Consider the following 6,789-nt stretch of genomic DNA (forward strand, 5'->3'; position numbering starts at 1 on the left):
CGCCTTCCAGACCAACATCCTGGCGCTCAACGCGGCGGTGGAAGCGGCCCGCGCCGGCGAACAGGGCCGCGGCTTCGCGGTGGTGGCCTCGGAAGTGCGCACGCTGGCCCAGCGCAGCGCCAACGCGGCCAAGGAAATCAAAGGCCTCAACGAAGCGTCCATGGACCAGGTGTCCACCGGCTCGGCGCTGGTCAACCAGGCCGGCGCGACCATGGGCGAAATCGTGGCCTCGGTGCAGCGGGTGACCGACATCATGGCCGAGATTGCCGCCGCCTCGCAGGAACAATCCGCCGGCATCGAGCAGGTCAACCAGACCATCACCCAGATGGACGAGACCACCCAGCAGAACGCCGCCCTGGTCGAGGAAGCCTCCGCCGCCGCGCGCAGCATGGAGCAGCAGGCGCAGGGCCTGGGCGAGGCCGTCGCGGTCTTCGTCATCGACGACGCCCCGGCGCGGGCTTCAGTGGCGCGGGCGCCCAGGCCGCGTGGCGCCTCCGCGAAGGCCGCTTCCGCCCGGAGGCCGGCCCCGATCCGCGCCACCGCTGCGCAAGGCTTCCCCGCGCCCGCCCTGGCGGATGCGGAGTGGCAGACGTTCTGAGCCAGGCCGGACCCGCCCATGCGCCCCGCCGCCGCGCCATTTTTTCCCGCTCCGGGCGCGGCGGCCTCAAGCGGGCGCGTCCGTGGCCGATATCTGATCCCGCCTGGAACACACGGACGGCGCATGAGCCCCGACTTTCCTTCCCACCGCTTCCGTCCCCGCCATGCGATCGCGCCGGCGCGGGGACCCGCATGCGGTGACCGGACATGAAGGCCACCGTGCTCGCCCCCGTGCCGACCGACGCCGCGTTCGACCTGCTGCTGCAGACCCTGGAGCAGTCGAACGACGCCGTGCTCATGCTCGATGAGCGCAGCCACGTCGTGCTGTTCAACGCCGCCGCCGAGAAGCTGTGGGGCGTGCCGCGCGAGCAGGCCGTCGGCCATCCGCTGCATCGCCTGTTGCCCTGCCCGGTGGAGGGCGGCGCGGATCTTCCCGAGCATGCCTGCGCCGCCCATTGGGTCGGCGGCCATCGCGAGGTCATGCTGGAACGCGGCGACGGCCGCCGGGTGACCGCCTCGCTGACCATGTCGCCGGTCGAGGCCGGTCCGCGCCGCTTCCATACCGCCTTCCTGCGCGACTTCACCGACGTGCGCCTGCAGCGCGAGCGCATGCGCCAGCTGTCGCTGGTGGTGGATCGCAGCGACAACGCCATCTTCGTCAGCGCGCCCAACCGGCAGGTGCTGTACGTCAACAGCGGCTTCACCCGCATGCTCGGCTACGAGCTGGAGGACCTGCGCAGCCGCAAGCCCAGCGAAGTGCTGTCCGGTCCGCACACCGAGCCGCAGCTGGGCGACCTGATCGAACGCTCGCTCGCGCAGTCGGAAGGCATGCAGACCGAAGTGCTGCTGTACACCAAGGCCGGGCGCCCGCTGTGGGTGTCGGCCGCGATCAATCCGGTGCTGGACGACGACGGCCGCACCATCGGCCTGGTCAGCGTGCTCACCGACATCACCCAGACCAAGGCCCACCAGGTCCTGCACCACAAGGTGCTGGACGCGATGGTGCGCGAACAGCCGGTCACCGACGTGATGACCCTGATGTGCCGGGAAGTCGAGCGCATCGTTCCGGAAGTCGCCGTCTCGGTACTGGCGGTGGACGGCGACGGCCGGCTGCGGCCGCTGGCCGCGCCCAGCCTGCCGACACCGCTGGTGAGCGCGTGCGACGGCCTGGCCATCGGCCCGCGCGTGGGCGCCTGCGGCACCGCGGCCTGGCGCGGGCGTCCGGTGCACGTGCCCGACGTCGCCACCGATCCGCTGATGGCCCCGTTCCGCGATCTGCTGCTGGACAGCGGCCTGCACGCCTGCTTCTCCAGCCCGATCAAGTCCAGCAGCGGACGCGTGCTGGGCACGCTGTGCTTCTATTACCGCGAGCGCGGCGAACCCAACGATCTGCATCGCCGCATCGCCGACACCTGCCTGCACCTGTGCGCGCTGGCGATGGAACGCGAGCAGACCAACGAACGCGTCCACCAGCTGGCGTTCTACGACACCCTGACCGGGCTGCCCAACCGCATCATGTTCAGCGCCAAGGCCGAACAGGTGCTGGCCAACTCCGCCCAGATGAGCGGCCAGGCGGCGGTGCTGTTCATCGACGTGGACCGCTTCAAGCGCGTCAACGAGGCGCAGGGACACGCCGCCGGCGACGGCCTGCTGCGCGACATCGCCGCGCGCCTGGTCGAGGAGCTGCCCGGCCCCAACCTGATCGGCCGCCAGGCCGGCGACGAGTTCGTCGCGGTGCTGCCGCAGTGCTCCACCGAGCAGGCGGCCAGCGTCGCCGAACGCCTGCTCGGCGCGATCGCGCGACCGGCCACGGCCGGCGTGATGACCCTGCATCCCAGCGCCAGCATCGGCGTGGCGATCTACCCCGACGACGGCCGCGACATCGATCTGCTGCTGCGCCACGCCGACATGGCGATGTACCGCGCCAAGTCCGACGGCGGCGGCAGCGTGCGCTTCTTCAGCGGCGACATGAACCGGGTCGCGCAGGAACGCGTCTCGCTGGAAACGGCGATGCGCGAGGCGCTGCTCGCCAACCAGTTCAGCCTGCACTACCAGCCCCAGATCAGCGGCGGCAGCGCCCGCACCCTGTATGGCGTGGAGGCGCTGCTGCGCTGGGAGCACCCGGAACTGGGCATCGTCCCGCCCTCGCGGTTCGTGCCGGTGGCCGAGGAATGCGGCCTGATCGCCGATCTCAGCCTGTGGGTGCTGGAGCACGCCTGCGCGCAGGTGGCCGACTGGCGCCGGCGCGGCATCCCGGTGCCGCGGGTGGCGGTGAACGTTTCGGCGATCAACTTCCGCGATCCGGATCTGTCGCTGCAGATCGCCAGTTGCCTGGACAACCACGGCCTGCATCCGGACGACCTGATCCTGGAAATCACCGAAAGCGTGATGCTGGATCCCAATCCGGACGTGCTGGAGAACATCGAGGCGATCTACGTGATGGGCGTGCGCCTGTCGCTGGACGACTTCGGCACCGGCTACTCCAGTCTCAGCCACCTGCACCGGCTGCCGATCTACGAGCTCAAGCTGGACCAGAGTTTCGTCCGCGACATCGACAGCAGCGCCATCGCCCGCACCCTCACCACCTCGGTGCTGCGCATCGGCGAGAGCCTGAGCATGAAGGTGGTGGCCGAAGGCGTGGAAACCGGCGCCCAGCACGCGTTCCTGGCCGAACAGGGCTTCCCGGTCCTGCAGGGCTACCTGTTCTCCGCCCCGCTGCCGGCGCCGGCGCTGGAGCACTGGCTGGGCAACAACGATTACGTGTCGATGCCGGTGTCCGGGGACGACGACACCCACGCGCCATGAGCGCCGTCCCGCGGATGCCGCCGGCGCAGCGGTTGCCGGCGGCGTACTCCCTGACACCGCACCTGATCTACCCGCACCGGCTGTACCTGCTGCATACCGTCGCCACCGCGCTGGCGGTGCTGGCGATGGCGCCGGCGATGTGGGCCCTGGAGGTGCCGCTGGAGCACTGGCTGACCACCCTGGCGCTCGGCCTGGGCTGGCCGCATCTGGCGCGCTGGCGATATCGCCGCGCCCGCAATCCCAACCGCGCCGAAATGCAGCACGTGCTGGTCGACGGACTGCTCGCGGGCATGGGCCTGCCGCTGATCGCGTTCAACCTGCCGATCGGCACCGCGCTGGTCGCGGTCACCTGTTTCGCCGCGATGTTCGGCGGCGGTCCGCGCCTGCTCGCCGGCAACTTGCTGGCGCTGGCCGCGGGCGTGCTGGTCGGCATCCCCTTCTACGGCCTGCACTGGGAGCCCGGCCTGGACTGGCTGTCGTTCCTGGCCAGCCTGCCGCTGGCGTGGGTCGCGCCCCTGGGCCTGATCCACATCGGCTTCGATGTCACCCAGGGCCTGCACCATCGCCGCAACGAACTGGAACTGCGCGGCTGGCACGACGGCCTGTCCGGACTGTTCAACCGCACCCACTGGGAAGACACCGTGCGCGCCGAATTCGCCCGCGGCCGGCGCACCGGGCAGACGGCGACGCTGATCCTGGCGGACCTGGATCACTTCAAGCAGATCAACGATCTGTACGGCCACGCCGAGGGCGACTCGGTGATCCGCCGCTTCGCCGATCTGCTGCGCACGCACCTGCGCGACATCGACGTGCCCGGACGCTACGGCGGCGAGGAGTTCGGCATCCTGCTGCCGCTCACCCCGCTGCCGGAAGCGATGGAAGTGGTCCGCCGCCTGCACCGGCGCCTGCACGAAGCGCCGCTTTCGCGCCATCGCACCATCACCGCGAGTTTCGGCGTGGCCGAACTCAGTCCGGACATCGACAGTCCGGAAGCCTGGATCCGCCAGGCCGACCTGGCGCTGTACCGGGCCAAGTACGACGGCCGCGACCGCATCGCCGAACGCAGCGTCGCCAGCTTCGTACCGGAAGGTCCCCCGGCCAGCCCACCGCTGCGTCCGGCGCTGTCGCCGCAGGATCCCGCGGTGCTGTCGCAGCTGCTGCAGGGCATCGACATCGCCGACACGCCGGTGGCGATGTACAACCCCGACGACCAACTGGTGATGGCGAACGATGCCTACATCCGCCTGCACGGCATTCCGCCGGGCGTGATGCGTTTTCCGGACGTCATCCGCCACGCGCATCGGCTGCGGCAGGGCGTGGCGCTGGAAGTCGATGCCGAAACCTGGCTGCGCGACATCCAGCAGCAGCGCCGGCGCGCGCCCCGGCGGATCTTCCCGGTGGCGACCCTGGACGGCCGCCGGTTCCAGGGCATCGAGGTCTGTTTCAACGGCGGCTGGGTCCTGACCACGCTGGTGGCGGCGGAAACGGCTTAGCCGGTTCAAGGCAAAAGTGTGACGGCGTCCGCGAACACGCCGCTCCGGCATGGCCATTCCTCAAGTTCGCCGCCGCCGCGCCGATGAGTGCCTTCAAGACGCCTTGTGCGTCATCGCCTGTCCCACCTCCGGAGAGCACCCATGAAGATCGCCACCCTCGTCACCCTGTCGGCCGCCGTCGTGGGCGCCGCCCTGCTGCTGCCGGCCGAACGCGCCAGCGGCCAGTCCCAGATCACCGACGCCATTCCGGCGGACAAGGCCGCGCGCTTCGCCGGCCGTGACGGCATCGTCTGCGGCAAGGTCGGCAAGGCCCGCTTCGCCGAGAACTCCGAAGGCACGCCGACCTTCCTGTACATGGGCGGCGATTTCCCGCGCCACACCTTCACCGCGCGCATTCCCGGCGCCGATCGCGGCAAGTTCAAGCCCGCGCCGGAAACCCTGGAAGGCAAGGACATCTGCGTGATCGGCAACATCCAGCGCGACAGCTCGCGCGCCGAGATCGTGGTGACCTCGCCGAGCAACCTGAAACTGGCGTCGATGCGCTGATACCCGCCCCGGCGGGTCCGCCCTGCGGCCCGCGGATGCTTCCCTCCCTCCCGCCAGCCACTCCGCCCGCGACGTCGTCCGCCCGGACAGAGGAATTCCTTTCATGCAGTGGATCCAGAACCTCCGCCTGACCCAGAAGATGATGCTGGCCTTCGGCATCGTGCTCGTGCTGATGCTGGTGCAGGGCATCGCTTCCTTCATCGGCCTGAAGTCGCTCAACGGAGTGACCCGCGAGATGGCCGACAACACCCTGCCCAGCGTGAGCACCGCCGGCGCCCTGCGCGGCCTGATCGGCGAATACCGCGCCACCAACTTCACCACCCTGGTCCGCGCCAGCGACACGGTGAAGAACGACGCGCGTGCCCGCGCGGGAAGGATCCATGCCGACATCGACAAGGCCATCGCCGCCTACAAGCCGCTGATCTCCACCGCCGCCGAGCGCAAGGCGTACGAGGCGTTCGTGGCCGACTGGGGTAAGGCGTACAAGTCCTACCAGGACGTCAACGAGATGCTGGAACTGGATCTGCAGGACGACGCCATCGATACCTTCATCGGCGGCACCTGGGACGCGCACGCCAAGGCCGCCGCGTCGCTGGACGCGCTGCTGAAGGAAGTCAGCCGCCAGACCACGGTGACCGCCAAGGATTCGGCCACCACCTACACCGCGTCCAGCTCGATGGTGCTGGTCATGCTGCTGGCGGGCATCGTCGGTGGCCTGGCCCTGGCCTGGTTCTTCGCCCGCGCGATCGCCCGAGCGGTCGGCGAAGCGGTGCGCGTGGCCAACGACGTTTCGCGCGGCAAGCTGGACGGCACCATCGACACCTCGCGCAAGGACGAGGTCGGCGAACTGCTGACCTCGATGCAGCGCATGCAGCACCAGGTGCAGGCGGTCATCGCCGCGCAGTCGGAGATGGCGCAGCGCCACGAGGAAGGTTCGATCAGCTACCGCATGGACGACAGCGCGTTCCCGGGCGAATACGGCCGCATGGTCCGCGACACCAACGCCCTGGTCGCCTCGCACCTGGAAGCCATCGGCAGCGCGCAGCGGATCATGCAGCGTTATGCGATCGGCGATCTGAGTCCGGACATGGAGCGCCTGCCCGGCGAGAAGGCCACCCTGACCGAAACCATGGACGCCACCAAGGCGAGCCTGTCGGCCATCAACATCGAAATCAAGCGCCTGGCCAGCGCGGCCGCGGCCGGCGACTTCAGCCAGCGCGGCGATGTGGACCGCTACCAGTACGACTTCCGCGACATGGTCGCCGGCCTGAACCAGCTGATGGAAACCACCGACGGCAACCTGGCCCAGGTCTCCACCCTGCTCCAGGCCATCGCCCGCGGTGATTTG

Annotated in this window: 5 protein-coding genes; all 5 read left to right on the top strand. The window is 69.7% G+C overall.

Annotated elements, in window-relative coordinates:
* Nucleotides 1-598 (top strand): methyl-accepting chemotaxis protein (locus ACTHN1_RS06540; RefSeq protein ID WP_440470150.1); only part of this gene is annotated, 598 nt, incomplete at its 5' end.
* 206 nt (nt 599-804) lie between these two features.
* Nucleotides 805-3,402, top strand: coding sequence for an EAL domain-containing protein (locus ACTHN1_RS06545; protein WP_440470151.1), 2,598 nt, complete (start codon nt 805-807; stop codon nt 3,400-3,402).
* Nucleotides 3,399-4,895, top strand: a complete 1,497-nt coding sequence (locus ACTHN1_RS06550) for a diguanylate cyclase (protein ID WP_440470152.1) — start codon at nt 3,399-3,401, stop codon at nt 4,893-4,895. The genes ACTHN1_RS06545 and ACTHN1_RS06550 overlap by 4 nt, the downstream gene beginning before the upstream one ends.
* Nucleotides 4,896-5,036: 141 nt before the next feature.
* Complete coding sequence (locus tag ACTHN1_RS06555; RefSeq protein WP_440470153.1) at nt 5,037-5,441, top strand: hypothetical protein; 405 nt, start codon at nt 5,037-5,039, stop codon at nt 5,439-5,441.
* Nucleotides 5,442-5,544: 103 nt separating this feature from the next.
* Nucleotides 5,545-6,789: MCP four helix bundle domain-containing protein (locus ACTHN1_RS06560; RefSeq protein ID WP_440470154.1), on the top strand; the 1,245-nt coding region annotated here is incomplete at its 3' end.

Source organism: Pseudoxanthomonas sp. (assembly GCF_051953815.1).
Classification (GTDB): Bacteria; Pseudomonadota; Gammaproteobacteria; order Xanthomonadales; family Xanthomonadaceae; genus Pseudoxanthomonas_A.